Raw genomic sequence first — 25,621 nt, 5'->3', positions numbered from 1 at the left:
CACCGAAGGACCCGGAAACCACGGCACCCGGGTTCTGGCGATCACGGTGAAATGCGGAGTCGAACACGCTGCCAGAAGACCCCGTGAACGGGGAACTACGAACGCTTGGAAAGCACCGTGTCCTCGTAGCTCCGGACCTCGTCCAGCCAGGCGGGGCCGACCGGGACGCTACGACGCTTGCAGTATTCGTCCCAGACCGCGCCGATGGGAAAGCTCTTCATCTCCTCCTGCAGGGCGAGGCGGGTCGTGTAGTCGCCCTCCAGCTCCGCGGCTCGCAGGCGGTCGGTCGGCTCGAGCAGTCCGATCAGCAACCCGCGTAGGGTGTTGCGCACGCCGATGGCCCAGGCGGCGACGCGGTTGATCGAGGCATCGAAGAAATCGAGTCCGATGTGCACGCGATCCTCCACCCGGTTGGCGACGATCTCACGGGTGATCGCCTGCAGTTCGTCCGAGAGCGTGACGACGTGATCCGAATCCCAGCGCACGCCGCGCGAGACGTGGAGCAGCAACTCCGGCACGTAGAGCAGGCACGAGCTGATCTTTTCCGAGATCATCTCCGTCGGGTGGAAATGGCCGGCATCGAGACACAGCACGATCTGCTTTTCGGCGGCATAGCCCAGGTAGAACTCGTGCGAGCCGACGACGAAGGCCTCCGAGCCGATGCCGAAGAGCTTGGATTCGACCGCATCGAGATTGTTCGGAGTCGGCGAGGCCAGCACCTCGTCGAGCGAGGCCTTCAGGCGCTGGCGCGGTGCCATCCGGTCGGCCGGGGTGTCCTTGTAGCCGTCCGGGATCCAGATGTTGGTGACCGTCTTGTCGCCGAGTTGGGCGCCCATGTCGTCGGCGATCACGCGGCAGGCCTTGCAGTGATCGATCCAGAACCGGCGGACCCCGTCATCCGGTGAGGCCAGGGTCAGGCCACTGTCGGCCAGCGGATGGGCGAAGCACGAGGGATTGAAGTCGAGGCCGAGATTCTGGCTCTTGCACCAGTCGATCCACCCCTGGAAATGGCGGGTCTCGATCGCGTCGCGCTCGACCTTGGTATCCGTCTCGAGATAGATCGCGTGGAGGTTGAGGCGGTGGTCGCCGGGAATCAGCGAAAGCGCCTTCTCCAGGTCGGAGCGAAGCTCGTCCGGCGTCCGCGCCTTGCCGGGATGGTTGCCGGTGACGGCAAGACCCGAGCCGAGTTGGCCGTCGGGATTTTCAAATCCCCCGACATCGTCGCCCTGCCAGCAATGGATGGAAACGGGGATCTTCGAGAGACGCTCGAGCGCGGCTTCGGTATCGACGCCAAGAGTGGCGTATTGTTCGCGGGCTTGATCGTACATGGACTGAAAATGGCAAAGGACTGATGCGGAGATCAGCGTTTCACTAGATCTGAACCTCTGTGTCGGTCGGCTCGAGCTTGCGGCGACCGAGCCACGGCGTGGCGGCGGCGAACCAGAGAACCATGCCCGCCGTCATCAGATGGAAGGTCGTCTTCACCGGCAGGTCGCCGAAGAGGTGGATGAGGGGCGGGGCGATGGTGAGCACAAGGCCCGCCAAGGCGATGAACGGAAGGAGCTTCTTCATGGGATCAGGCTGTCTTGTGGAAGATTTTGCTGAAGATGACGTGGAGGATGGCGGTGGCGATCCAGCAGGGCAGGATGCAGAACCACGAGTCGATGCGATCGCCCTCGGGCGCGAACTTGATGAAGTAGGTCGCAACCGCCACCGGGATCAGCCAGGCCAATGCCACCGAGATATTGAATCCCGAGCCCTTGTGCTCGGCCGCAAACTGCTGGAAGCCCGCCTTCTTCGAAAAATACCAATCCGCCACGATCACCGCACCCATCGGGGCCAGCACGGTGCCGTAGAAACCCACGAAGCCCAGAAGCTTCCAGGCGAAGGCCGGAAAGACCCCGGCAATCGTCGCCACCGCCCCGGCAACCAGCGTCATCGTCGTCCGGGACGAGTTGGGAATCATCGCCTGGAAGGCAAGACCCGCACGGTAGATCGTCGGGTTGGCGGTGGTCCAACCGGCGACCACGACGCAGACGATTCCGGCAAGCCCCGCGACATTGGCCGCCATCGGACCCGGAACCGGGTTAGCATCGCCCGTCGCCTGGATCTGCGCCGCGAGCATGAAGGCGGCGGCGATCCACGCCATGTAGTGGCCGACATACATGCCCCCCGCCGCGGCCCATCCGGACGAGGCCTTCCGCGCGTAGCGGAACACCGAGAGGTCGGCCATGCCGATGTGCATCGCGGAGTTGCAGAACCAGGCGAACAGTGCGATCGACCAGAAGCCCATCGTGCTCTTGGCCTCGCCTCCCTGGGCCGTGGTGATCGAGGCGTTCCACACCTTGTTCAGCCCTTCCCAGTCAGCCGCACCGATCTGCTTGAGGGCCACCAGGCCACAGCCGAGAAAGACCAGCACCATCCAGGGCGAGGCGACATTGGCAAACCGCGCGACGAGGTCGTAGCCCTTGGCCGCCACCAGCGCGATCACCGCGCCGACGAGCAGGACGATCACGACGAAGGCGGCGTTGTTCGGATAGACCGAGTCGATGGTCGGCATCTCGATGTTGAAGGGAATGCCCACCGCCGTGGCGGAGACCGTGATCATCGCCCCGGCGAGGAAGCAGAAGAGGACTCCGTTCGCCAGGTTGTAGAGCTTCACCAGATTGCCGCCGGCGATCTTCTCCAACTGGTAGTAGAGCGTCATCCGCGCCCGCACGGCGATTGGCGCGCACAGGTAGCGCCAGCTCAGCACCGCCAGCAGGTTGCCGACGAACAGTCCGAGAAACACATCCTTGAGTGCCACCCCGCTCAGCAGGAACAGCGGCCCGATCATGAACTCGGTGCCGGCGGCGTGCTCGCCGGAATACATGCCCCAGAATTTTCCGGGGCCCTTGAGGGCGGAATCCGGCACCGGGCGGCGCTCGAACTCCTCGGTGGCGGCGTGTTGCTCTTCGGCCATGGGTTGAATTGGGTCGTGCGAGCAATGGCCAGACGCCCGTTCCCCGTCAAGCCAATCATGAAACGATTCTTGAAGGCGATTTTTGGGCTTCCGCCCCACCCGCCTTGCGCTCAGGTTGATTCGGAAAGCATTCGATGAGCGGAAAGCCAACAGGTCCCGGCCCCGGCAAGCGCGTGCGTCTCAAGGACGTGGCCGAACGCGCCGGGGTGGCGGTCAACACCGCCTCGACCATCCTCAACCGGCGTCCCAACTCGTGGGCTTCGGAGGCCACCGTCGAGCGCGTCTTCGCGGCGGCCGAAGCCCTCGGCTACCGCCCCAACCGGGCGGCGGTGGCCCTGCAATCGGGCCGGTTCCAGAGCATCGGGCTGCTGGTCGCCGACCTCAACAACCCCTACTTCACCCACGTCGCCTCACTCTTCGGCGAGGCCGTGGAGACGCTCGGCTACGATCTCGTGATCGAGAGCTGGCGCACCGACCTCGAGCGGGAAAAGAAACTCCTTCAAGACTTTGCCGAGCGCAACGTGGACGGCGTGCTGGCCTTCGTCAGCGACGTCGGCGCCCATCACGAGATTTTCCGGAATCAGGCTGCCGCCGGCGTCCCCTTCGTCGCCCTCGGCATGCCCGGCGCCGGCGAGGTCCCGGTGGACCTGGTGATGCCCGACTTCGCGCCCGGCCTCGCCGAAGCCGCCGCGGCCCTGCATGCCGACGGCCATCGCCGCTTCGCCATGCTCGATGCCCGCTCCCGGGGGCAGCGGGCCGGCAGGCGACCCGCGATCTTCGAGGAGAACGTGAGCTCACTGGATGGCGCGACCCTCGAGACCCTCCACTGCGGTCCGGCGATCGACGAGGCCCGCCAGGCCATGGCGCCCGTGCTGGCACGGCCCGATCGCCCGACCGCGGTTGTCGCCCTCAACGACCTCACGGCGATCGGGGTGATGCGGGCCGCGATCGACGCCGGGCTGAAGGTGCCCGGAGACCTCTCGGTGGTGGGCATCGACGGAGTGCCGATGGCGGCGCATCTTCCGGTGTCGCTCTCGACCATCGCCCAGCCCCATGCCGGCATGGTCGCCCGGGCCGTGGAGTTTCTGATGTCGCGGATCGAAGGCATCGATGACGCCCCGCGTCGCGCCGAATTCCCGACCACCTTCATCGCCCGCGAGTCGAGCGGACCGGCTCCCGGAAACTAGCCTCGATTTCTCAATTTTCGTACCAACGGCATGCCTGGCATATCAGCCTTGTCGCTTGAGTACGACCCGGCGGGCCAACAAGTGCTCAACCCCACAGGACAGACAGAATGACCACGAATAGCAGTCTTTGCATCGAGTCCCCGGCAGGGGATCCGGAACACTGGATCCTCGATCGGTCCGTCGACTTCCTGAATCATGGCTCCTTCGGTGCCTGTCCAAGGCCGGTGCTCGAGGCGCAGTCCCGGTATCGCGAGGAAATGGAGCGCGAACCGGTCCGCTTCATGACCGCCCGCCGCGGCCCCTTGCAGGACGAAGCGCGGCAGGCGCTATGCGACTTCCTCGGCTCCCGCTTCGAGGACATCGTGCCGGTGCCGAACTCGACCAGCGCCGTCAGCGCGGTGGTCCGGTCGCTCGACTTCGAACCCGGCGACGAGTTGCTCACCACCAACCACGCCTACAACGCCTGCACCAACGCCCTGCGCTACGTCGCGGAACGCTGCGGTGCCCAACTCAGGGTCGCCGAGGTGCCCTTCCCTCTCAGTGACGCCGAACAGGTGGTCGAGGCGGTGCTGGGGGCACTGACCGACCGCACCCGCCTGGTGATGCTCGACCACGTCACCAGCCCCACGGCGCTGATCTTTCCCATCGACCGTCTGGTCTCCGAAATCCAGGGCCGGGGGATTGACGTGCTGGTCGATGGTTCCCATGCACCGGCGATGGTGCCGCTCGACCTCGATGCCCTCGGCGCGGCCTACTACACCGGCAACTGCCACAAGTGGATGTGCGCACCGAAGGGCGCGGGATTCCTGCACGTGCGCCGCGACCGGCAGGAGCCGATCGTGCCTGCGGTGATCAGCCACGGGATGAACATGCGGCGACCCGGCCGCTCCCGGTTCCACGATCTCTTCGACTGGATCGGCACGATCGATCCGACCCCGTGGATCTGCGTCAAGGACTCGATCGAGTTCCTAGAGTCTGCCTTCCCGGGCGGGGCGGCGGGGCTCGCCGCGCGCAACCGCCGGCTCGCCCTGGCCGCCCGCGACCTGCTGTGCCGGGCCCTGAGTGGCGATCCCCCGGCTCCCAATTCGATGCTCGGGACGATGGCCACCGTGGTGCTGCCCGACGAGTCACAGCCGGACCAGATGGATTTCACCACCAGCCCGTCCCCCAGCCTGCCGCTCTACTGCCACTTGCTTCGCGAACACAACATCGACGTTCCGGTCTCACCGTGGCCGGCACCACCACGCCAGACCCTGAGAATCAGCGCCCAGGCCTACAATCATCTGGCCCAGTTCGAGCGGCTGGCGGAGATCCTGAAACAGCAATTCACCCGGACTTCATGATGACCACTCCCGATCCAGGCACACTCAGCCGAACCCTGAGCGCAGCGGCCCTGTGCGCCCTGTTTACCGCCGCCCATGCCGAGGTCGAGGATATCGACTGGCCGGAGTTCATCGCCCGCCACGACATGCGCTTCGAGCAACTCCCGGCCGGCTGGACCGAGGCGCCGCACTTCGGCAACGCGATGCTCGGATCGATGCTCTATCAAGCCGACGACTCGCTGCGGCTTCAGGTCTTCCGCGCCGACGTTCACGACCACCGCGACAACAGCTGGGGCTGGACGGCCTACAGCCGTCCGCGTCTGCAAATCGGGCACTTCTCTCTCCACCCGGTCGGCAAGCTCACCGGCTGCCATTGGCGCAAGGACCTCTGGAATGCCGAACTCACCGGCACCATCACCACCACCGAGGGAGAAATCCGCATCCGCCACTACGTTCACGCGGAGGACATGGCGATCGTCACCGAGTTGACCCCCGACGACGGCGAGCGTGCCTGCCGCTGGACCTGGCACCCGGAGGAAGCCCGCACCACCCGACCCGGCTACCCGAAGAACGAGGCCGAACTCCAGCGCTTCGTCAAAAAATACGGCGAGCTCTACCAGGACATGCACGTCCCGTGGAAGCCGAACCCGGACGGGCGGCTGGAAACGCGCCGGGGCACCCAAGTCTGGATTCAAGACCTGCTGGCCGGCGGCGGCTACGCCACCGCCTGGGGCGAGCGGACCGAGGGCAACACCCGCACCCTCGTCGCTTCAATTGCCAACAGCTATCCCGAACAAACCGCTCCCGACACCGCGGTGGCCGAGGTCCGGCGGGTCCTCGCACTCGATCGCGATGCCCGGGTGCGCGGCCACCGGGCGTGGTGGCACGACTACTACCCTCGTAGTTTCGTCACCCTGCCGGACAAGGATCTCGAGTCGCTCTACTGGCAGACGATCTGCCGCTTCGGCTGCACCAGCCGGGCCGGGCGCTGCATGGTCGACACGCCGGGGATCTGGTTCCAGGGGAAGTCCTGGCCCTATTTCACCACCGACTGGAACATCCAGAGCGCCCACTGGCCGGTCTACACCGCCAACCGCCTCAAGCAGGGCCGGGCGCTCATCGACCGCCTGCACGAACAGCGGGATGAACTCATCAAAGCGGTACGCCCGGTCGAGTGGCAGCAGGACTCGGCCTACCTGCCGCTGGCCGTCGCCTGGGACATGCGCGGCCAACGCGACGGTGACAAACGCTACTTCCACCTCGTCGGCAACCTGCCCTGGGCAATGCACAACGCCTGGTGGCAATACCGCTACTCGATGGACGAGGACCTGCTGCGCGAGAAGGTCTTTCCGCTGCTCCGCCGGGCGGTCAACCTCTACCTCCACATGGTCGTCGAGGAAGACGACGGGACCCTGCGCCTGCCGCCGACCTACTCGCCGGAAACCGGCGTCTTCGAGGACTGCAACTTCGACCTCGCGCTGCTCAAATGGGGCTGCCTCACCCTGCTCAAGGCCAGCGAGCGCCTCGGCATCGACGACCCGCTGATCCCCCGCTGGAAACAAGTCGCCGAAAACCTGCCGGACTACCCGGCCGACGAGCACGGCTACCGCCTCGGCCGCGACCGGACCTCCTCGGCCAACCACCAGCACTTTTCCAACCTGCTGATGATCTATCCGCTGTTCCTGGTCAACATCGAGCAGGAGGGCACCCGCGACGTCCTCGAACGCTCCTTCGAGCGCGCGCTGGGAACCGCCGGCCCCGGCCAGCGGCAGGCCATGGTCCAGGCCCACGCCGGCCCGATCGGTGCCGCCCTCGGCCTCGGCGACCGGACATTGGTCAGCCTCGAGCGCCTGCAGGGCGACCTCTACCCGAACGGCCTCTGGTATGAGAGCCCCTGCATCGAATCGACACTCGCCGCCGCCAACATCATCCAGGACATGCTGCTGCAGAGCTGGAGCAACCCGGCGCGCGACGAACCGGGCCCGATCCGCATCTTCCCTGCCCTGCCCTCGGCATGGAAAGACGTCGAGTTCCGCGACCTTCGTGCAGAGGGGGCCTTCCTCGTCAGCGCCAAGCGCAGCAAGGGCAAGACCGAGTGGATCCGCATCCGCAGCCTGGCCGGCGAACCGTGCCGGGTGCGGCCCGGGATGGAGGGCGAGATCATGGCCGAAGGCCCCGGCAACCCGCAACCCGTCCAAGTCGCCCCCGGAGTCTATGAACTGCAACTCGAACGCGGCGAGGAAGTGATGCTGAAAAGCGCCCCATCCACTGTCCGTTAGACTGGAATCCATCATCCGACTTGCCACGCGGGACGTGCTGACTTGCCGCCCAAAAAAGCTCCAATCCGTTGAAACACCTCGTCCTGGCCCTCTGCCAAATGCTAGCAATCGCTGCGGGTAGCGCCGCGGAGGATGCGGCGAAGTTCGCCGATGCGCCACCGGCCCTGCCGCGTGAGCCGGTCGATTGGGTGGACTGCCTGATTGGAACCTCCTCGTCGCGGTGGATGTTGTATCCGGGGCCCTCGATGCCCTTCGGGATGGTGAAACTCAGCCCGGACAACCAGGGCGACGACCCGGCCCGGCGGCACTGGAAGGCGGGCTACGAATACACCATCGACAACATCATGGGCTTCAGCCACGTCCACTCGTGGACGATGGGCGGGCTGCTCACCATGCCGGCCACCGGCCCGCTGCAAACACAGCCGGGGCCGGAGGACGATCCCGACGCCGGCTACCGGAGCCGGTTCCGGCACGAGACGGAAACCGCCGAGCCTGGCTACTACGCCGTCACCCTCGACGACCACGGCATCCGCGCCGAGCTGACCTGCACCACCCGCGCGGGTTTCCAGCGCTACACCTTCCCCGAATCCCGGGAGGCACGCATCCTGTTCGATCTGTGGATCCCCACCGAATACGGCACGCAGGTCACCAAGGCCGTGGTGGAAAAAGTCAGCGACACGGAAATCGCCGGCTCCGTCGAGATGTCTGCCGGCCTCCACTACAAGGCCGTTCATTACCAGGATTACACGTTGCATTTCGTGGCGCGCACCAACAGGGCCTTCGACAGCATGGACCGTTGGCAGCGCGATGCGGTGTCACGGGATGTCAAGGCGCTGAACGGCCGGGGAGACAACGGCGTCTGCCTCAACTTCAGGACGGCGCGGGGCGAGCATATCCTGCTGCAAACCGGCATCTCGCTGGTGAGCATCGAGCAGGCCCGGCTGAACCTCGATACGGAGATGAAACCCTACGGATGGGATTTCGACGCCTGCCGCAAGGCCGCCCGCAAGACCTGGAACGACCTGCTCGGACGGGTCACGGTCGAGGGCGGCCGGGAGAGCGACCGCCTGAAATTCTACACCAACCTCTACCGGGCGTATTGCGCCCGGACCATCTGGTCGGACGTGAACGGGAAATACACGGACATGTATGAGCGGGTGCAACAGCTTCCCGATCCCGACTCCCCGGTGTATGGCAGCGATGCCCTCTGGAACACCTTCTGGAACCTCAACCCGCTGTGGAACCTCGTCACGCCGGACGTCTCGGAAAAATGGGTCCGCTCGTTGCTCGAAATCCACGACAAGGGCGGCTGGCTGCCGAAGGGGCCGACCGGCATCGAGTATTCATCCATCATGGAGGCCTCCCACGCGATTCCGCTCATCGTGGCGGCTTACCAGCACGGCATCCGTGGATACGATGTGGAGAAGGCCTTCGAGGCGATGCTGCATAGCCAGACGACACCGGCGCGCAACCACCCGGCCGGCGGACATGTCGGCAACAGGGATTTGCAACCCTACCTCGAGCACGGCTACGTCCCCATCGGCAAGGGCTTCGCGTCCAATACCCTGGAGTATGCCTACGACGATTGGTGCGTCGCGCAGATGGCCCTCGCAGTGGGCCGCGAACGGGAATACGAACAGTTCTCCAAACGTGCGGAAAACTGGCGGAACCTTTTCGACAAGGAAACCGGCTTCATGCGGGCACGTCACCCGGACGGGAGCTGGCAGAAGGACTTTAATCCCTACGGCAGGGAGGGCGGCTGGGTCGAGGGCAACCCCTGGCAATACACCTGGTTCGTGCCGCAGAACCTGCCCGCACTCATCGAACTCATGGGCCGCGAGCGTTTCGTGGAACGACTCAACGAGGGCCTCGAAACATCCTCCCGGCACGACTTCAACGCCCCGAATGACCGCATGTCCACGGTGCCGATCAACCACGGCAACCAGCCGAGCATGCAGGTCGCCTACCTGTTCAACCACGCCGGGGAGCCCTGGCTCACCCAGAAGTGGACGCGCTCGATCATGGACCGCTATTACGGCGACACTCCGCACGACGGCTGGCCCGGCGATGAGGATCAGGGTCAGGGCGGAGCCTGGTTCGCCATGAGTGCGCTGGGCCTGTTCCAAACCGACGGCGGGTGCCGCGTCGATCCCATCTACGAAATCGGCTCACCGCTCTTCGACCGCGCGGTGATCCGGCTGGATCCCGCCTACCATCCAGGCGGGCGGTTCGTCGTCGAGGCCCGCAACAATTCTCCGAAGAACATCTACATCCAATCCGCCACCCTGAACGGCAAACCGCTCGACCAACCATGGTTCTACGCCAGCGAGGCGCTGGCCGGCGGACATCTTGTGTTGACCATGGGTGCCCAACCCAACAAGGCCTGGGGCACCGGCACCGCCGGCGTCCCACCCCCACCCCGTCACGGCACGGAAAAATGATCTCCCGCTCACCCACCTGCTTCCTTCACAAAAGTCAGGAGCCTTGGGCAAGCGGCTTGCTGGTGATGAGGCCGATGCCGCGGCCCTCGTTGCCGACCGCGTTGTAGAACAGGTAGTAGGTCTCGTTGGCCGGGTCCCAGACCAAGGAGATCTTGTGGGCGTACTGCTTGTCGAGCCCGGACGGATTCCCGCCGGCCTTGTAGAGCGGCTCCGGATCGACGGTCCAGTGGAGCAGGTCGCGCGAGAAGGCGGCCATGATGTGCGCACCGCCCCGGCCAACCCCGAAGAAGAAGGCGGTCCAGTGGTCGCCGTCGCGGAACACCTTCGCGTCGGCGGAGAATTGTTGGTTGTAACTGCCCTTGGGACCGTGGGGGATCACCGGGTTTTGCGGGTGGCGCCGCCATTCAAGAAGGTCGTCCGAAAACGCCAGTCCGAGCTGCTCGATCTTGCCGTTGGCGGCGTTGTAGAAGTTGTGGTAGCGCCCGCCATGCTCGACCAGCCACGGCTGATAGATGCAATCCTGCTCCCATTCGCCGCAGTCATCCTGGTGGATCGACAGGATCGGCTCGTCCTTGGCGCGCCGCCAGCTCAGTCCGTCGTCGCTCACAGCGACGCCCTCGTATCCCGGCCGCAGCTCGTAGCCGCCCTGGCGCGGATAGGCGCCGTAGAGCGACCAGAATTTCCCGTCCTTTCTCTTCAGCGTGCGCGGGGCCCTGATATCGTATGACTCGTAGAGGTAGGCACCGAGCACGACTCCGCCGTGGTCGAATTCGCCCTCCGGCCCGTAGCCCATGGCGAGGCGCGGGTTGGTCCAGTTCACGAGATCCTCGCTTTCGGCCACGAACGACTGGTAGCCCCTGCCATCGAAACCGATGAACGACAGATACCATTTCGGATCACCGGGGAGCTGGAACACGGTGGGCACATCGGTCATCCTGACATCCCCGTAGCCCTCGATTCCGGGCTTGGCGGGAATGACATGATCCGGGTGGTAATGCCAGCCGCGGTAGGGTGCCGACCACTTCGCGAGTGTCGCCGCATCGATCTCCGGCAGCTCGGCGGCATGCAGGACGCCGGCGGCCAGGATGAGCACCAGGGATTTCATAATGCTCGATGAGTGGAGTGCTCTCAGGGCCCGGTCACGACGGCTTCGGGCGGCAGTTGATATTCGTATTCCGCCGCGAGGCGGTTGAGTTCGGCCCGCAGCGGCTTGGTGAACGCTGCATCCTTGGCGAGGTTGCGGGTCTCGTAGGGGTCCTTCGCCAGATCGAAGGCCTCGGTGAACTCGGGCTTGCCGTGGTAATGGACGAGCTTGGCGGTGGTGGTGCGCACGCCGACGCAGGTCGGGGTGTCGCCGAGGTCCTTGTAGTAGTAGGCGAGGAAGGACTGGCGCCAGTCGGCCGGCTTGTTGCCCGCGGCGAGCGGCTTCCAGCTGACACCGTGCATTTCCGGCCGGGCCGGCAGTCCGGCGAGGTCGAGCCAGGTCGGCGCGAGGTCGATGTTGAGGACCATTTCATCGACGACGAGCCCCTTCGGGAACTCGCGCGGATAGCGGACGAGGAACGGGATGAGCAAGGATTCCTCGTAGAGCGCGCGCTTGTCGCCGCAGCCGTGTTCGCCGAGGAAATAGCCGTTGTCGCTGGTGTAGACGACCACGGTGTCGTCGGCGATCTTGAGTTCGTCGAGCGTGTCGAGCAGGCGGCCGAGGTTCTCGTCGATGCCCTTGATATGCCGCAGGTAGTCGAGGTGGACGGCGTTGTCGGCGAGGCCGCGCGGGTATTCGCCGGTTTCCGGGTCCGGTTTGTGATAGATCGCCGGGACCTTGAGATTCGGCACGGGACGGCTGGTTTCGCCGGCGTAAAGTTCGCGCAGGCGCTCGGGCAGGTTGGCCCCGCCGCGGCGGTTGTGCGGGCTCTTGAAGCCGAGCACCATCGAGAACGGCTTGGCGGCATCCCGGTTCTGCTTGAGCCATTCGATGGCGAAGTCGGTGCTGACGTCATCGACCCAGCCCTTGGTCTGCACCATCTCGCCGTTGATCTGGAACGGGCAGTCCTGATAGATGCCCTGGTTGATGAAGCTGGCCGAGTGCTGGAACCCGGGGCGACCCTTCTGGTTGCCCATGTGCCACTTGCCGAAGTAGGCGGTGCGGTAGCCGGCGTCGCGCAGCAGCGTGGCATGAGTCACCGAGTCCTCGGGGAAGGGCGTGTGGTTGTTGGTGATGCCGTTGACATGGTTGTAGAGGCCGGTGAGGAAGGCCGCGCGGCCGGGCGAGCAGATCGAGTGCACGACGAAGGCCTGGCGGAAACGCACGCCTTCGGCCGCGAGGCGGTCCATCGCCGGCGACTCGAACCAAGGGAAGCGCGCCTTGTCGCCCTGCTCGCGCTGGACGACCCCCATCGCGTCCCAGCGGTGGTCGTCGGCGATCACGAAGATGAAGTTCGGCCTTGCCACCTCGGCGTGCGCGATGAGCGGGAGCGTCGTCACGGCGGACAGGAGCCGGCCGATGGCCGCAAGACGGCACCAGGCGGTGCGGAGCGAATCCGCGAGCCTGAAGACCATGGTTCCACGCGGACGGGACGTCGAAGGGAACAGGGAGTGACGGTAGTGCTTCATGTCTTTCACTGAAGGTTTTCTCACTTGATGAAGCCCTCCTCCGCGGTCCATGCCGCGTCCAGCGGAAGCCCATGGTAAGCCCGCGCGAGGGTGGCGATGTTGCGGTCGTCGCCCCTCAGTTCACGGACCGGACGGCTGAGGATGGGCTCCAGCGGAACCAGGCCGCTGCCATGCTTGCGAGGCTTGGTGAAGCCGTAGAGCCCGACACCCGCCGCCTGGGCCTCGGGAACCACCTTGGTGGCGTCCATGCGGTTCCAGAGCGCCAGGCAGGTGATGAGCCGGGTGTGTTCGCCGACCATGTTCTTCGCTCCCTGGATGCGTTTCATGTCGCCGGACTCGTTCATCAGCCAGTCGGCCTCCCTGTACATGTCGGAGTTGATGACATGCGGATGGTCCATGTGGTTGCTCGTCACCCAGATGATGCAGTCCGGGTTCGCCTCCTTGGCGGCCTTGCGAATGGCTTTCCAGCAACGGTCGATGGCCTTGCGGCTGTAGGCGAGGTCCTGCTCCTTCGTGAGTTTCCCCTCGCCGGGAAATGGCTCACCCATCAACTGCTGGTAGAGTTTCTTTTCGCAATCGAGCCACTTGCCCCCGGTGGAGAGCCGCTTCGGCTGCCACAGCCAGTCGATCATGAAGCCATCGATCCCGGTCTTGCTGACGGCGTCGGTGATCGACTTGGAAAGGTAGTCGAGATACTCGTCGGTGTAGGGGATGTGATAGTCGGCGGGCGCGCCGTAGCTGAGCTCGGGGTGGTCCGCGGCCCACTTCGGGTTGGCGGAAATGCAGAAGTATCCGAACACGAGCATGCCTTCCTGATGACCGAGACGGACCATCTCGGGCAGGAAGTCGTGCTTCAGTCCCGGTTGTTCCGGCACGAAGCCGTTCTTGTACCAGGCGTATCCGTTGCAGGACACCGCGAAGGTCTGGATGACATTGGCGCCGATGGCCTTGTACCAGGCGACATGCTGCGCGGGATCCGCCTGGCTCCACGATCCGGGAGCAGCGAACTGGCGCCTGCCACCCCAGTTGAAGTCCAGGCAGTAGGACTTGATGCTGTCAGGCACCGCAGGCTTGGCCGCCCGGACGGTGTCGGGGCAGACGTGGCAGGCGATGGCAAGGGCGGCGGCGATGCGGAGGTGGCGGAAGTTCATGGTTCTGGGAGTTGAGTGGGGATTCTTGTCCGTGGTTGCTTTCATGATGGTGCGCCAGGGGGGCGAATCTGCATTCCTGGATAACCTACTTCTCGAGTTCGATCATCGCCCGGCCGAGGGCGTCACCGGTGAGCAGGTAGGTCTCGGCGTTGTGATTGTAGTGGAAGCCCTGGCCCTTCGGTGACACGGACTCATCGCGCCAGTAGCCAGTGGTATCGACCGAGCCCACCGTGCCCGCGAGGTCCGGATGGCGCTCGGGATCGCTCACCGCTAGCTGCGCCTTGAAAATGACGTCGGCGCTGCTGCCCGGGTCCCAGCCACCGCCGCCGAAGCCGACCGTGGCCACCGTGAAGGGCGCATCCTTGACGGTGTTCCCGGGATAACGGTCCTCATAGTAGTTGCGCAGGCTTTCGATCAGGTTGACGAGGTTCTGCTCGTATCGCAACGCCGCGGCACCGGCCTCGCCGGAACCCTGCTCGCCGCCGTCCTTGTGACCCTGCCACCAGACGAAGCCGGCGATCTCGAACCCCTGGTCCGCCCACTGCGGATACTCAGTGGCGAAGTGGTCTAGGATGTCGGTGACGTTGAAGACCGAGTAAACCTCCCAGTTCTTCTTCCAGTCCGCGCCGGACCCGGGTTCGTTGGTCTTGCTGGATCGATGCTCCGCCGTGGCGAGGTAAACCACGCCGCCATGGCGGACCTGCGAGCCTTTCGGGTAGGAAAGGTCGGCCGCCCAAGCGGGCGCACCCATATCGGCCCCGTCGAGAAAGCAGTCGTCGTATTGCTTCCCGGCATACCACACGAAGGGACTCGCCCCCCCGTCCGCCGGCCAGCGGTTGGGCGACTGGCCGTAGCCGGCATAGGTGAAGGTTTCGCCGTCCTCGGTGCGGTCGAAAGACCCGCTGCCGGGGGGCAGGAAATCCCAGCTCAGGCTGCGGTTGCCGATGCAGCTCTTGATAAGGAGGACCGGCGCGTCGTGGTGGTATCCCATCACATGGCCAAACCCGAGTTCGGGCCCGAAGCTGTCGCCCGCCACGTCAGGCTTGAGCGGTCCGGCACCGATGTCGGAGACCACGCCGCGGTAAAAGACATCGTTGCGCACCGTCCAGCCTCCGGACGCTTCGTCGAGCATGTTCGGAAAGCGGTTCTGGACCTTGGTCACGGTTTCCAGCGTCCCCGGGCCCTCGCCGTAAACTCGCCCGAAGCCGACCATGTTCGACTGCCCGGAGAGGATGTAAACCTTCACCGGCTTGCCGGTGGCACCCTGGTCCGCGGGGTCGGGATCGGGCAGCGGCAGCGGGATGCCGGGCTGGTCCTGCGGGTCGGTCGGGTCGGTGAACGAAGCCGCCACCTCATACCAGTCGCCCGCCCGGTCCCCATCACTGTTAGACAGGTTCGGGTCAGTGCCGGTGTTGGTGGCGTCGACGAACTTCCCGGTGTTCGTTTCCACCGTATCGGAAAGGCCGTCGCCATCGCTGTCGACTACGGCGGGGTTGGTCCCGGTGTTGGAGGAATCGATCCACTTGCCGGTGTGCGTTTCCGCCCGGTCGCTCAAGCCATCGGCGTCGGTGTCGGCCAGGGTCGGATCGGTCGCCGGACGCCCCCCGGCACCCGCAACTTCCGCGCCATCTTCGAGTTGGTCGCCGTCGCTGTCCGGGTTGTTGGGATCGGTGCCGTGGAGATACTCGCCGAGGTTGTCGAGACCGTCGTCATCCGGGTCGTCGCCGGGCTTGAGCGCGGTCGCGGAGGCCGGGCGGGTGTGCGCCAGCTCGAAGGGATCGGGAATCCCGTCGCCGTCGGCGTCGGTGGCCCATTCGAGGCGCTTGCCGTTGATCTGCAAGGCGCCGTTCAGGCCGCCGATGGTGCCGAGGCGGTCGTCGGGATCAAGGGTGCCGGTGATGCCCCCGGTGGCGCTGACGAGCACGTAGGCTCCCGCCTCGACGCCACCCAGATCGGTGAAGGTGAAATCGCTGAAACCGAGCGCCCCATCGCCGATGTCGACCGTGCCGGTGACCTCGATCCGGTCGCTCGGCCGGCCCGCGGCGTCGAGCTGGAGTTCGATCGTGCCTTCGCCCGCGGCCAGCGCGGAAAGGTCAAGCGTTCCCACGATGCCGAGCGGACCGGTCGGCGCTCCCGGAGCGAGCTTTCCACCGGCGGGCACCACAAGATCGTTCTTGATCGGACCGGTGCCGGCCAGCGTGCCTCCGGTGAATTGGAAGCCCGAGTAGACGCACTCGACCGGTCCGTGCAGGGCGAGGGTGCCTTCCGCGAGCTTGATGGTGCCGATCCGCGTGCCGCCCTCGACCGTCCAGGTGCCCGGCCCCTCCTTGCGGAAATCGGCGTAGCGGTTGCCGCCCTCGAAATCGACCTCGCCGATGGTGTTGCCGGTGGTGGAGCCCGCGAAGGTGATCCCGCCTTTGTCGCCCTTGCCGCTTTCATAGGGCAGCATCACGCCGCCGAGCGCCATGCTGCCTTCGGTGGGCGCAAAGGTGAGGCCGAGATAGATTCCGCCGGAGTTGTCGGCGATCCGCACGGCCGGCTTGCCGGTGATCGCCGAGGTGATGGTGTGGTCCACGTTCGGAACCGCATTCGTGATCGTGCCGCCGGGCCCGAACTTCAGGGTGTGTCCCTCGATCCGGAATCCGGAGCTGGCCGCGGTGAACTCGAGCGCCTTGAGACTCACGTCGCCGCCCAGCGTCACCGTGCCCGGTGTGCCCTCGAAGACAGCCTTGCCGCCGTCAACCCACGCCGCGTCATACGGGCCACCGGAAACGGGGCTCCAGGATTTCGTTGTCGCGTCCCACTTGCCGCCACCCGAGCGGTAAAGGACGGTTTCGGCCTGCGTCGCCGGGATGACGAGCACAGCGGCGATCAGGAGTTTGAAGGAACAGCTCTTGGTAAATGGTCTCATCGAGAGTTTCGGTTTTGATTCGTTGGAAATGCCCGGTGCCCGGCATCCCGTCCGGGCCCTCCCATTGCTACAGGACCGGGACGCGGGATCTTCATGAAATCCTCCGGACAAGCTCACCCAAAGCGGGCAGGCCGGGGATCCTCCGCCAGCGGCACGCCTTCCTTCACGACATCAACGGCACACCGGCTCTCAGACCGGATCGAGGCGGAGGGTGAAAGAGTGGTCGACTCCACGGCGCCAAGGGTCCCTGCCGGTGGCGAGGAAGTGGGGCGAGAACGTCCTGACATCGAGCGTGTGACCATCGGGTCGCAGGGTGAGAAGGCGCAGCCAGCCGTCGCCGCCGTTTCCCCGCTCGTCGGAGCCGCCGCCGAGGCCCTGGGCATTGAAGAGCATCTGGTGGACGCTCCGTCCGTGGTCGTTGGGATCGCTGCGATAGCCGACGTGGCGTCCCATGACGTGCCCGCAAAAGACGAGATCGATCTGCCTGGCAGGCTTGACGAGGGCTCTCCAAAGATCCTCGCCGTCGTGGGTGTCGCCGGATTTCCCGGTGGGATACCAATGGGCATTTCCGGGGCGCGAGTGGTCGCCACAGCGGCGGTTGTCATCGTTCAGGTAGGAGTGGACAAGCAGGAGGCCGCGGTGCGAGGCGAACTCCGGGCGGGCCATAAGCTGCGAGGCCCATTCCACCGCCGCCTTCCGCGGGCCCCATTCGAGGGCGACCACGACCCACGGCGGGCCGTGCGGCGGAGTGATCACATAGGCCGCGTTCTCAAGCGTCCGCGCGCCGAACGAGTTGGGCGCGGATTCAATCCAGATCCCCCGGCCGCGGCCGTCGGCGACCAGGGGGTTGTCGGTGAGGGAAAAATGGTTGTTGAAGCGGGTGCGGCGGTCTTCGGCGTTGCGTTCGCCGTAGTCATGATTGCCGGTCGCGATGATCACGGGCACCCGGTCGTCGAGGATCGACAGAGCCCGTTTCGCCGATGCCCACTGCTCGGCACCATTCCGGTCGCCCCAGCCCCGGCCGCCGCCCACGGCGATGTCGTTCTGTTCGACGAGGTCGCCGACGTGCAGGGCGAGCCCAATGTTCCAGGGTTTCGCGTGATCCGCGACCCAGCGCGTCATCGACTCGAAGATCGGCTGGTTCTTGGCGAACTTGGCGTAGTTCTGGGTGTCGGGAAACACCACCGTCGTCCATCCCGCGCCCGGACCGGATGCCGCATCGGGAAAGTCCTTGATCGCCAGTGGCCGGGCGGCCCGGGCGGAGCGGAATCCGGCGACCGACGCGCCGGTGCCAGTGGCCATCGCCATGAATTTTCTGCGGGACAGGGACATGAGGGAGTTGCGCTGGGTGGAACTCATTCGCCCAACGGGACGGGTGGACTACGGGAAAAAAAGGCGGATTCCTGCACCGGTTTGGCTTCCACCTCCTCAGGCCTGATGCCCAGTCGCACCCGGCGCGGCTCCTCCGCTCCGGGGTTGCCGTTCGGAGAATCGGGGAACGAAAGGTGTGGATCCGGATTTCATTCCCGGGTTGTTCATTCGGCTTCTTCAAACACGTCCTGGATCGCCTCCAGCATCATAGTTTTATTGCCTTGGGTCGGCGCGACGATGCCTCCCTCTCCGAATTCATTCCATGCATAGATCGTGAAGGCCTTGCGCATGGTGCCGTCCTTGCGCGGCAACCCGAGTGACGGGTGTTCCGCCAGCGCATCCCTCATTGCCCGGAGTTCCCCGGCCCATTCGTCACGGGTCGGAAAGCTGAAAAAGCGTTGGTAGTGCGGTGGTGCCTTGGGATACGTCCACGGGCGCGGGTTCCAGCCGGCGGCGAGGTAGGGCATCCAGGGAAGCGGATCGTCGACGCGGTTCGCAAGCGTCCCGCGGGCCTGGGCGGCAAGCGTTGCGTAGGAGTGCTCGGCGGCTCGTTCCTCGACCTCCGGGACGCACATGTAGGTGCCAGTGAAATCGAAGAGTGCGGCCGGCGGCCACTTGGCACCCAGCGGCGGCGTTTGGCCGGAAATCCCGACCCCGATGATCATCTCGCCCAGGCCGGCATCGCGCACCGCGGCCCGCAGGGTGTCGAGACGCTGCCGGCAGAGGTCGAGGTCGTTGTCATTCGCCCGCAGGAACTCGGTGATGCCGTGGATCTTGAACACCAGACGACCGTCAACCCGCAGGTAGCTCGGGTGCTTCATCGCTTCCACCCAAGGAGTAATGCAGGCGGCCCACTCTTCCTCACCCACCGCCGAAAAATTGGGCGAGTTGCAGTATTCGATGCAGAAACGCATCTTCCCGGCCTCGGGTGAGGTGAGGAAGGTTTCGAGGCCCCGGTTTAGCCGCGGCGCGTGTTGGGTCTCCCGGCCGCCGGGCTTCGGGAAGTACCAGAGGATGGCGAAGAAATCGACGCCGTGGCCGGCGGCCGCCACGATCTCGCGATCCATGGTGGCCTGGTCATTGTATTCGCCGAGCAGCGGCACGCGCTCCGGATAATCGGGACGCCAGTCCGGCTGATCGATACTCCAGCCCTGTCCGTGCCACTTGTTTGGCAGCTCCTTCCACCAGCCGGCGAAGTAGTTGACACCCACCAGCACGCCATTGTCGGGCTCTCCGAAGTCACCCATCTTGCGGACGAACAGGGGCCAATCCGTGGCCGCATGATGAAGCCGCGGCTGTTCGAAGCAGTCGTAGGTCCAGAACAACATGCCACTAACGCCGGCATCCAGCGCGAGGTCGCGCACCCGCACCATGCTGTCGACGGCCTCCCCGAAGGTCTCCTCGACATGGTCGAAGGCTCCGAGTTCGCCCATGATGACGGGTTTTCGCCTGAGGATCCCAGCCATCTCCGGCGTGAAGAACCCCGTCGATGCCAGATTCAGGCGGAAGGCCTCGTCCACCGACTCGTTCCGGTTGTTCCGGTAAAAATGCACATCGAGGAAATCGAGCGGCCCGGCGCCAAGCGACGTCAAAGTGGGTGGGTAGCGTTCGTCCTTGGTCTTGCCGGGCCACACCCCGGCGTGAACCGCCGGGTCCTTGCCGACGGCCCGCGGGACGAAGACCCCCTCGGCCACCAGCATCTCCGGATCGATCGCTTTCACGGCCGCCAACATGCGTTCATGATAGTGAAGGTACCCCTCGTCCATCAGCGCCTGCCGCTGGTCGGTGGAAGCCATGTCATAGGTCCTGCCGTTGGCCGCGGTGAACGCTCCCTCCTTCATGGTGAAGGGCCACTGGTCGGCACGCAGATAGGCTTCGTTCTGGCATTGCAAGCCCAGCAAGGTGGGCAGGAGGCGCGGCTCCTTCTCCTTCACGTAGGTCAGGAACGAAGTGACATGTTCGACGCGGGCATCGATCCCCTCCCTGGTGAGAATCAGGGCGTTTTTGTTGTGACCGTTGCCGTGAATATTCCGGTGTCGATAGTAAGCATTGAGCGGAATGCCACCGTCGCCGAAGGTCGGAAACACGCGGATCCCATGGCGCGTCGCCCGGCGCAGGAAATCCAGCACGTTCTCCATGTAGGGTTCGTAGAGCGCCCCGGTGGTCCCGAAGTCCCCCGCGATGCCGGGATTGACCTTGGTGCGGCCGATGATGAACACCCGCACCGTGTTGTAGCCCGCCTGGCTCAAGGCACCGAACATCGCCTCGGCCTGCTCGGGATCGTAGTGCGCCCTGGTGTTCTCGGTATCGGCATTGAAGGTGGCGTGGTCACCCCGCAGGCGCACGTAGTTGAAGCCCTTCACGAAGAAAGGCGCCTTGGAGCCGGCGTGAACAAACCGCGCCCTGTCGCCGCCCGGTTGAATACCGATGCGTTCAAGCGGCTGGAACGGCTCCTGCCCTGCCGCAAGCAGGGAAGAGGCGAGAAGAACGGGGAAGAGAATGCGTGCGGTCATTTGGCGGGGCTGGATATCTTGTCGGAACGATTCACCCGCTCCATGACCAGCACCCAGTCCTGCGGTGATGGCACGTTCGGTGACTTCCACTCGCCGGAGAGCTTGTGGACGCCCAGATCGTAGCGTCGTCCGGAAACCGGGTCGAAATAGAAGGCCGACCAGGATCCGGGCTGGATTCCCTTCATCGCAATGCCGCCCCACTGGTAAACGCCGCGGATCGGCTGATAGATCACCCGCACCCTGCCTGGGATCCCGGCGGCAAAGGCATCTTTCCCGACCCATTCGGGATGCTCCGCGAACTGCTGCCACGGCAGGCTTTCGAGCAGTGCCTTGCCCCGACCGAGCTGGGCGGAGCCCGGGAAGTGCATGCCCTCGTTCCAGGTCGTCAGGTCGTAGGGTTGATGATCCCAGCCTCCCCAGTTGCCGTGCTCTTCCGGCGTGCCCATGTGCCAGATGCCGGCGGCTCCGTAGGTGTGACCGGCCGCGCCGGCCAGCATCAGGGCCCAGAACTGATACCGCTGCAGGTAGTCGGGGTTTTGCTGCATGTGGAGCTCATAGCACGACTCACCGCTGACAAATGGTTTCAGCGGGCTGTCGTCCGCCGATTTCCTGAGCTTGGCGAGCACCTGACTCACCGTCTTCCACGAGTCATGACCGGTCGCGTCCATGTCGAAGTCGAAGACCGCATGCCCCTCCAGCGCGCCTCGCAGATGGGAACTGTGATTCGTCAGCAAGCGGCCAAAGGGATCGATGGCATCGACATATTCCGCCAGCTCATGCCATGCCCCCTGCTTCTTCTCCGTCTCACCGCCGAGGATCCAGATCACCGGGTAGGCGCCGTAGCGCGCGGTAACGGTATTCCCCTTCCTCCGGAGCGGCGAAACGGACCTTCCACGTCTTGCCGCCATCCCAGAAGGCGGGAACCTTCCACTCCCTTCCGTCCTTGCTGAAAAACACATCGACTTCGACTTCCAGGAAGGGATTGCCGCGGACCTTCGACGACTCGAAGGCGGCCTCGAAAACGGTATTCACTTCCGCCGCCGTCGCCGGAAGCGCCGCCAGCATGACCGTCAATGCGAACTTCCTCATTGGTCTCATGGTTCAGCGATCACGAACGGCTTGCGGATTTCCACATCGCCGCGACGCGATTCGGGATGCACCTTCAGAGCCACGACTTTGCCGTCCTTGACCCGCGCTTGGACAGTCGTCTGCCGGGGCGCATGGAGTTTGAAATGGACGTCCCATTCCTCCGGCCAGGCAGGGAGCAGCAGGATGCGATCGCCCTCGCATTGCATCAGCATCCGCTGAAGCGCGATCTGGAACACGCCGATCTGGTCCTGGTCCGGCGTCCAGTCGTAGTTGGGCCCGTAGAAGCCCGGAAAACGGTATCCTTTGGCCTTGTCCCGCGCCCGTTCGACCACCATCGCCCGCGCCTCATCGGTCAGCCCGAGCATGGCCGCCCAGATGGGGCCCTGCTGCCAGCCCATGTTGACCTTGTGGCGACGGGCGTGGAAACTGCGGATGGCGGTCCGCAACCCGTCCTCCGAGGCGGTGGCCAGGGTGAAGAGATGAAACGGGAAAACAGCATATAACTCGGGATTCTCGAAGTTGCGCATCCTGCTCTTGATCTCCCTGGCCGCGGCGATCCGGGTCTCCCCGCCCTCCCCGGTCATCGGGATCTCCGGTTGGTCGGCCAGTTGTCGTTCCCACTCCGCCCGGACGGCGCCGGGCACCGGCAGGGTCAGCAGGCGGGGGATCAGATACCGCATGGCCGCGACGTCGGGCGTCGGGTCGACCACATCCCAATAGGTTTCGAGCGATTGGGCAGGATCATAGCGGATCCTGCCCTCTTGGTCCCGCTGCCAATGCTGGTCGTAGAAGCGGAAGGTTTCCACCGCCATGGGAATGAGCGTGTCGTCGCGAAATGCGGTGTCCCCGGTTGCCTCGTAGTAATCCAGCATCATGCCGACGATTTCAATGATGCCCACCCAATGGCGGCGGATGAATTGGTTCTGGGTGGTCCCGTGGGGCAGGTCCCCGCGCTCGAACCCGTAATTGCCATCCGCGTAGTTGCCCCAGAAATGCGCGGTCTCCGGAAACTGGGCGCCGCCATGGCCGAAGTAGGTCTTGGTGGCCGCCACCCTCAAGGGAAGCTGGTCCCGGTACATCCGGAACAGGGGCCGCATCAGCTCGTAATCGCCCGAATACAGCATGGACCAGTAGGGCAGCCGGGTGTTCTGCAACCAATACGGGCCGCCCCAGCGCCGGTAGTCGGGATCGAACACCTCATCCACCGTGAACAAGGACCCGTTGAACTTGATCGGCAGCTTGCCGCGTCCGGCGCAGGCATTGATGTAACGTTGCAGGGCGTAGGCCTGGCTGACTACCTGCGGGTCAGAACGCTCAGTCCCGCTTGAGTCGTCGCCGATGCCTATCCAGCTTCGATCCCAGAACGCATGCCACCATTCACGGTGCGCGTCAAAGCGGGCCGCGTGGTCGGCGGGTATCCGCGCGGCCAGGGCGTCCGCCTGCTTCCGCCATTCGGCGGGCGAGTCCGCGAAGTCGGTGAGCACCGTGATCTGGATGCGCTGGTCGGTGGAGGGTTCCGCGCTTGCCAGCACCAGGTCGGATTCCGCCCGCATGCCCTCGCCCCGGATCACCGCACCGAAGGTTCGTTGCAGCAACGGGTCGCGATGCTTGGAGATCTCCTCCTCCAGCCCCGTGTGCCGCATGTTGCGCTCCCAGATCGACTCGGTGTTGTGATGGCACCACGCGATGCCCAAGCCGTCATGTGGCAGGACGGTGTCGGGGTGCACCTTGCACAGGTCGGAAAAATTCTCATAGCTGCTGTGCGATTCCTTCTCGCGCCCCTCGACCCGGTCAAGCATCCGCGTTTCCGTGCGCCAGATTTCAACGGAAGTCTTGGCCGAGACCGGCTGCGGACTATGCAGGTCCACCTGCACCACCGGATGGTGGGCATCGATCCAGACCCGGACGATCACCTCGCCGGCCGCGATCTCGATGTGCCCGTCGCGCAGCTTCAGGCTTTTCTTGAATGGCACGCCGGGAAGAACCAAGGGCGGGTCGGTCTGGATCCGGACGCGCCCGATCTTGAGCAGGCGGGCGAAGTCGTCGTAGGCATCGGTCTTGGAGAGCAGCAGCACGAGGTCGCCGGTGGGCTCGACCCAGACGTTGGCGGCGACATCGCCGTTGCCGAGCGGCATCGAGCCGAGGGAATCGTCGCTCGGCGAATCCCAGATGACATCATCGATCCCGGGTGCCGTTCGATCGACCCGTTCATCCGCCAGGCAAGACGCCGCAAAGGTCGCGCTGATGATTCCTGTGATGATTGGTTTCGCATTCATGGGATTCGGATTTCAGGATTCGGAAACTTGGGACTCCTTGGGAATCTGGTGCTCCGTCATTTGGAAATTTTCGGCCCTGCAAAAGCACGGTTGCTCCGGGTTGGGAGCGCGACTCACTCCGATCGTTTCCAGCCCTTTGGCAGGGGCGGCCGGACGGTGCCGATGGCGTTCTCGGCATGATAGATTTCGATCAACTCGGCGAATGCCTCGTTGCAGAGGTCGTTCGGGCTGCCGCCATTGGTTTTCAGTTCGGAATCGAGCAAGGCGCGCAGGTAGAGCTGCCGCCAGCGCCATGACTTCCTCGCCTGGGGCGTCATGGCGGCGTCCACCTTCCGCATCGTGGCGTAAGCCTCCTCGGCGCCTGGATCGTCCCTCGGTTCTGCGCCCCGTGACGGGAACCAGTTCATGAGCAGCGGTACTCCTTCCAGTTTCCCCGGCCACCAGCGCATCCGGTGGTTCCGCTCGAGCGTCCGGATGACCTCCGCCACCTCGGCCACCACATCCGGCGAGAACTCGAAGGCGATGTATTCCTCCACCGTTTCCGCCGCCGGGCGGTCGCTCCAGTATAACTGGCTGTAGACGAGATAGTTATGGAAATGGGTGGCGAAGTAGATGCCGCGATGGGGTTTTTGCGGGACCGAGGTGCCGCGCCATGTACCGGCGGTGAAGCCGCCCTGGTCGTAGCGCGAGGTGCGGAGGAATTTCCCGGTGCCTGCGACCACGCCGCGCACGTCGTTGCCGACGATGCGCACTCCCCCGCCCCGCCGGTCCTTGATGAGGTATCCCTCCGTGCCGAACCCCGGCGCGACCGCCAACTCCACGGTGAGCGCTGCTTCCCCTTCACGATTCACCCTGGCCTCGCAGCGTTGTCCGAGCTGCCGTTCGAACACCTCGCCGAGCCTTCCCAGCACCTTGTCCGCCTGCGGGCGAAGGATCAGCCGGACCGAGTCCCCCGCCGCGCCCGCGGGCTGGAAACAAAGCACGGCCAAGGCCACTCCGATCAGGCCACGCAGGGCGAAGGGGAAACGGTGGGCGATGGATGGAGGGTGGTTCTTGCCGTTCATTTCTTCTCGAGTCGCCCGGATCCCATCATCGGCTCTTCGTGGCGCAGGCGGTGACGATTTCCTGCCAGCGCCAGTCGTGTTTGACCCATTCGGGGGCGGTGCGTTCGAGAGTGGCGAGCGTGGCTTGGATCTTCTGTTTGCGTTCCGGATCGGCGTTGCCGTCGTCAAGCAGATCGAGCAGCTTCCTGCCGGTCTCCGTGGCGGGGCCGAAGTAGGTCGCGGCGTATTCGTTCAGAATCGCATCCACGGACTGGGAAGGATCCCGGAACCATGACAGGAACATCACGGAGGCGATGTCGGTGTTCCAGCGCTCGGCGTAGGGCCAGCCGCCTTTCATCAGCGCGGCATCGTAGCTGTTGAACTCGTCCTGCAGTTGTTTCCAGTAGTCCTTCTTGACCAACATGCCGCGGTGGTTCCGATACATCAAGATCTCCGGAAACAC

The 25,621-nt window shown here is 64.9% G+C and carries 18 protein-coding genes; 4 read left to right on the top strand and 14 right to left on the bottom strand.

The window, feature by feature from the left end; all coding sequences use genetic code 11:
• Window positions 1-95: 95 nt before the first annotated feature.
• Genes ACG2LG_RS08245 through ACG2LG_RS08235 form a run of 3 tightly spaced genes read right to left on the bottom strand, consistent with a single transcriptional unit; the run spans window position 96 to window position 2,962 of the window.
• The gene (locus tag ACG2LG_RS08245) at window positions 96-1,328 is read right to left on the bottom strand and encodes an L-rhamnose isomerase (protein ID WP_396258001.1); all 1,233 of its coding nucleotides are present in this window, start codon (window positions 1,326-1,328) and stop codon (window positions 96-98) included.
• Window positions 1,329-1,371: 43 nt separating this feature from the next.
• Window positions 1,372-1,572, bottom strand: coding sequence for a hypothetical protein (locus ACG2LG_RS08240; protein ID WP_396257999.1), 201 nt, complete (start codon window positions 1,570-1,572; stop codon window positions 1,372-1,374).
• A gap of 4 nt (window positions 1,573-1,576) precedes the next feature.
• A complete protein-coding gene (locus tag ACG2LG_RS08235; RefSeq protein ID WP_396257997.1) occupies window positions 1,577-2,962 on the bottom strand; it encodes a purine-cytosine permease family protein in 1,386 nt (461 codons plus the stop codon).
• Window positions 2,963-3,096: 134 nt separating this feature from the next.
• On the opposite strand from ACG2LG_RS08235, the gene ACG2LG_RS08230 reads away from it, so the two are divergent.
• The 4 genes from ACG2LG_RS08230 (at window position 3,097) to ACG2LG_RS08215 (ending at window position 10,191) form a co-directional block, all read left to right on the top strand.
• A complete protein-coding gene (locus ACG2LG_RS08230) occupies window positions 3,097-4,149 on the top strand; it encodes a LacI family DNA-binding transcriptional regulator (RefSeq protein ID WP_396257995.1) in 1,053 nt (350 codons plus the stop codon).
• A 107-nt stretch (window positions 4,150-4,256) separates the two neighbouring features.
• Entirely contained in the window at window positions 4,257-5,492 is a 1,236-nt protein-coding gene (locus tag ACG2LG_RS08225; RefSeq protein ID WP_396257993.1) for an aminotransferase class V-fold PLP-dependent enzyme, read from the top strand.
• Entirely contained in the window at window positions 5,489-7,750 is a 2,262-nt protein-coding gene (locus ACG2LG_RS08220) for a glycosyl hydrolase family 95 catalytic domain-containing protein (protein WP_396257991.1), read from the top strand. Before ACG2LG_RS08225 ends, ACG2LG_RS08220 begins: the two co-directional genes overlap by 4 nt.
• 98 nt (window positions 7,751-7,848) lie before the next feature.
• Window positions 7,849-10,191 (top strand): GH92 family glycosyl hydrolase, encoded by a 2,343-nt coding sequence (locus ACG2LG_RS08215; protein ID WP_396257989.1) that lies wholly within the window; start codon window positions 7,849-7,851, stop codon window positions 10,189-10,191.
• A gap of 34 nt (window positions 10,192-10,225) precedes the next feature.
• Here ACG2LG_RS08215 and ACG2LG_RS08210 read toward each other — a convergent pair whose 3' ends face one another.
• The 11 genes from ACG2LG_RS08210 to ACG2LG_RS08160 form a co-directional block, all read right to left on the bottom strand.
• Window positions 10,226-11,296 carry a hypothetical protein gene (locus ACG2LG_RS08210; protein ID WP_396257987.1) on the bottom strand — a complete coding sequence of 357 codons (1,071 nt, stop codon included), beginning with the start codon at window positions 11,294-11,296 and terminating at the stop codon, window positions 10,226-10,228.
• Window positions 11,297-11,319: 23 nt separating this feature from the next.
• A complete protein-coding gene (locus ACG2LG_RS08205; protein WP_396257985.1) occupies window positions 11,320-12,804 on the bottom strand; it encodes a sulfatase in 1,485 nt (494 codons plus the stop codon).
• A gap of 20 nt (window positions 12,805-12,824) precedes the next feature.
• A complete protein-coding gene (locus tag ACG2LG_RS08200; protein ID WP_396257983.1) occupies window positions 12,825-14,000 on the bottom strand; it encodes a hypothetical protein in 1,176 nt (391 codons plus the stop codon).
• A gap of 40 nt (window positions 14,001-14,040) precedes the next feature.
• The gene (locus tag ACG2LG_RS08195; RefSeq protein ID WP_396257981.1) at window positions 14,041-16,866 is read right to left on the bottom strand and encodes a hypothetical protein; all 2,826 of its coding nucleotides are present in this window, start codon (window positions 16,864-16,866) and stop codon (window positions 14,041-14,043) included.
• Between the two features lie 189 nt (window positions 16,867-17,055).
• On the bottom strand, window positions 17,056-18,174 hold the full coding sequence (locus ACG2LG_RS08190; RefSeq protein WP_396257980.1) for a metallophosphoesterase: 1,119 nt from the start codon (window positions 18,172-18,174) through the stop codon (window positions 17,056-17,058).
• Between the two features lie 227 nt (window positions 18,175-18,401).
• Entirely contained in the window at window positions 18,402-20,750 is a 2,349-nt protein-coding gene (locus ACG2LG_RS08185; RefSeq protein WP_396257978.1) for a hypothetical protein, read from the bottom strand.
• Entirely contained in the window at window positions 20,747-21,577 is an 831-nt protein-coding gene (locus tag ACG2LG_RS08180) for a DUF4038 domain-containing protein (protein ID WP_396257977.1), read from the bottom strand. The genes ACG2LG_RS08185 and ACG2LG_RS08180 overlap by 4 nt, the downstream gene beginning before the upstream one ends.
• Window positions 21,555-21,839, bottom strand: a complete 285-nt coding sequence (locus tag ACG2LG_RS08175; protein ID WP_396257975.1) for a DUF5060 domain-containing protein — start codon at window positions 21,837-21,839, stop codon at window positions 21,555-21,557. The genes ACG2LG_RS08180 and ACG2LG_RS08175 overlap by 23 nt, the downstream gene beginning before the upstream one ends.
• A gap of 5 nt (window positions 21,840-21,844) precedes the next feature.
• Window positions 21,845-24,115: a DUF5703 domain-containing protein gene (locus ACG2LG_RS08170; RefSeq protein ID WP_396257973.1), complete on the bottom strand. Its 2,271-nt coding sequence runs from the start codon at window positions 24,113-24,115 to the stop codon at window positions 21,845-21,847.
• A 113-nt stretch (window positions 24,116-24,228) separates the two neighbouring features.
• Window positions 24,229-25,179 carry a hypothetical protein gene (locus ACG2LG_RS08165; protein ID WP_396257971.1) on the bottom strand — a complete coding sequence of 317 codons (951 nt, stop codon included), beginning with the start codon at window positions 25,177-25,179 and terminating at the stop codon, window positions 24,229-24,231.
• Between the two features lie 25 nt (window positions 25,180-25,204).
• Entirely contained in the window at window positions 25,205-25,582 is a 378-nt protein-coding gene (locus tag ACG2LG_RS08160) for a hypothetical protein (RefSeq protein ID WP_396257970.1), read from the bottom strand.
• Window positions 25,583-25,621 lie beyond the last annotated feature (39 nt).

The sequence above is a fragment of the Haloferula sp. A504 genome, assembly GCF_044385805.1.
In the GTDB taxonomy this organism is placed as follows: Bacteria; Verrucomicrobiota; Verrucomicrobiia; order Verrucomicrobiales; family Akkermansiaceae; genus Haloferula.
This window is presented reverse-complemented; position numbering and strand designations above follow the sequence as displayed.

Coding starts and splice junctions, on each gene's coding strand:
- ACG2LG_RS08215 (WP_396257989.1), top strand. CDS start 7,849: ATGCTAGCAATCGCTGCGGGTAGCGCCGCGGAGGATGCGGCGAAGTTC.
- ACG2LG_RS08205 (WP_396257985.1), bottom strand. CDS start 12,804: ATGAAGCACTACCGTCACTCCCTGTTCCCTTCGACGTCCCGTCCGCGT.
- ACG2LG_RS08235 (WP_396257997.1), bottom strand. CDS start 2,962: ATGGCCGAAGAGCAACACGCCGCCACCGAGGAGTTCGAGCGCCGCCCG.
- ACG2LG_RS08195 (WP_396257981.1), bottom strand. CDS start 16,866: ATGAGACCATTTACCAAGAGCTGTTCCTTCAAACTCCTGATCGCCGCT.
- ACG2LG_RS08210 (WP_396257987.1), bottom strand. CDS start 11,296: ATGAAATCCCTGGTGCTCATCCTGGCCGCCGGCGTCCTGCATGCCGCC.
- ACG2LG_RS08160 (WP_396257970.1), bottom strand. CDS start 25,582: ATGTTGGTCAAGAAGGACTACTGGAAACAACTGCAGGACGAGTTCAAC.
- ACG2LG_RS08230 (WP_396257995.1), top strand. CDS start 3,097: ATGAGCGGAAAGCCAACAGGTCCCGGCCCCGGCAAGCGCGTGCGTCTC.
- ACG2LG_RS08200 (WP_396257983.1), bottom strand. CDS start 14,000: ATGAAAGCAACCACGGACAAGAATCCCCACTCAACTCCCAGAACCATG.
- ACG2LG_RS08225 (WP_396257993.1), top strand. CDS start 4,257: ATGACCACGAATAGCAGTCTTTGCATCGAGTCCCCGGCAGGGGATCCG.
- ACG2LG_RS08220 (WP_396257991.1), top strand. CDS start 5,489: ATGATGACCACTCCCGATCCAGGCACACTCAGCCGAACCCTGAGCGCA.
- ACG2LG_RS08245 (WP_396258001.1), bottom strand. CDS start 1,328: ATGTACGATCAAGCCCGCGAACAATACGCCACTCTTGGCGTCGATACC.
- ACG2LG_RS08175 (WP_396257975.1), bottom strand. CDS start 21,839: ATGAGGAAGTTCGCATTGACGGTCATGCTGGCGGCGCTTCCGGCGACG.
- ACG2LG_RS08185 (WP_396257978.1), bottom strand. CDS start 20,750: ATGACCGCACGCATTCTCTTCCCCGTTCTTCTCGCCTCTTCCCTGCTT.
- ACG2LG_RS08240 (WP_396257999.1), bottom strand. CDS start 1,572: ATGAAGAAGCTCCTTCCGTTCATCGCCTTGGCGGGCCTTGTGCTCACC.
- ACG2LG_RS08170 (WP_396257973.1), bottom strand. CDS start 24,115: ATGAATGCGAAACCAATCATCACAGGAATCATCAGCGCGACCTTTGCG.
- ACG2LG_RS08165 (WP_396257971.1), bottom strand. CDS start 25,179: ATGAACGGCAAGAACCACCCTCCATCCATCGCCCACCGTTTCCCCTTC.
- ACG2LG_RS08190 (WP_396257980.1), bottom strand. CDS start 18,174: ATGGCGATGGCCACTGGCACCGGCGCGTCGGTCGCCGGATTCCGCTCC.